This is a genomic window from Kitasatospora sp. NPDC091257, from assembly GCF_044757675.1.
Taxonomy (GTDB): Bacteria; Actinomycetota; Actinomycetes; order Streptomycetales; family Streptomycetaceae; genus Kitasatospora; species Kitasatospora lactacystinica.
This window is the reverse complement of the sequence record NZ_JBIVVI010001633.1, coordinates 1-1,553: the sequence shown is the minus strand read 5'-3', so window position 1 is coordinate 1,553 and position 1,553 is coordinate 1. Positions and strand designations below refer to the sequence as shown.

Below are 1,553 nucleotides of genomic sequence, written 5' to 3'. Positions count from 1 at the left end.
CCCTCCAGGCCGAAGGTGTACGACACCCGGCCGGAGATCACGCTGTTCGAGGTGCCGGCGAGGACGTGCCCCTCGGCGGTGGTGGAGAGGTCGGTGCCGATCCCGTAGTACGACGTGCCGGCGCCGAGGAAGACGCCCACCTGCTCGCCGCGCACCGCGGTCGGGTCGATGCCGGCGTCCTCGAAGGCCTCCCAGGCGGCCTCCAGCGAGAGCCGCTGCTGCGGGTCCATCGCCAGTGCCTCGCGCGGGGAGATCCCGAACAGGGTGGCGTCGAACCCGGTGGCGTCCGCGAGGAAGCCGCCGCGCAGCGCGTACGGCGCGTCCGCGACCTCGGCCTCCCAGCCGCGGTCGGCGGGGAAGTCGGTCATGCCGTCGCCGCCCTCGGCGAGCAGCCGCCACAGCCGCTCCGGGCTGTCGGCGCCGCCGGGCAGGCGGCAGCTCATCCCGACGATCACGACCGGGTCCTGGTCGGTGGCCGTCGCGGCGGCCCGGACGGGCGCGGGCAGGTCACGGCCGCCGAGCAGTTCGCCGAGCAGGTACTCGGCGAGCGCGGCCGGGCTCGGGTGGTCGAAGACCAGGGTGGCGGGCAGCCGTAGGCCGGTGGCGGCCTGCATCCGGTTGCGCAGTTCCACCGAGGTCAGCGAGTCGAAGCCGGCCTCCTTGAAGGCGCGGCCGGCCGCGACGGCGTCCGGGGAGGCGTGGCCGAGCACCAGGGCGGTCTGTTCCCGGACCAGGTCGACCAGCAGCGGGAGCCGGCCGTCCGGCCGCACCCCGGCGAGCCGCTGGGTGAGGCTCGCGGCGGTCGGGGCGTCGCTGGCCCGGCGCAGCGCGGCGCCGGCCAGCGTGCGCAGCACCGGCGGCGGTCCGGCCGGGTCGTTGCGCAGCGCGGTCACGTCGAGGTTGGAGGTGACCAGGTGGGCGCGGGGCACGGTGCGGGCGACGTCGAACAGGGCCATGCCCTGGGCGGTGGTCAGCGGGGCGCCGACCCTGGCCGCCCGGGCCTGGTCGGCGCCGGTGAGGTGGCCGGTGATGCCGCTGGACTCGGCCCACAGGCCCCAGGCCAGCGAGACGCCGGCCAGGCCGCGGGCCCGCCGCTGGGCGGCGAGGGCGTCCAGGAAGCCGTTCGCGGCGGCGTAGTTGCCCTGTCCGGGCGGGCCGAGCACGGCGGCGACGGAGGAGAACAGCACGAACATCGCGAGGTCGCGGTCGGCGGTCAGTTCGTGGAGGTGGAGCGCGGCGTCCGCCTTGGGGCGCAGGACGGTGGCGAGCTGTTCGGCGGTGAGGGCGGTGACCACGCCGTCGTCGACCACGCCGGCGGTGTGGATGACGCCGGTGAGCGGGTGCTCGGCGGGGATCGCGGCGAGCACCACGGCCAGCGCCTCGCGGTCGGCGGCGTCGCAGGCCGCGAGGGTCGTCTCGGCCCCCAAGTCCCGTAGCTCGGCGACGAGTTCGGCAGCGCCCGGGCCGTCGGCGCCGCGCCGGCTGAGCAGCAGCAGGTGCCGCACGCCGTGCCCGGCCACCAGGTGGCGGGCCAGCAGCCCGCCCAGGGTGCC

General features: G+C 77.1%; 1 protein-coding gene. It reads right to left on the bottom strand.

Annotated features, from left to right (window positions below; translation table 11 throughout):
• Positions 1-1,553, bottom strand: a 1,553-nt coding sequence (locus tag ACIQOV_RS40900) for a type I polyketide synthase (RefSeq protein WP_401056143.1), incomplete at both ends; no start/stop codon positions are given.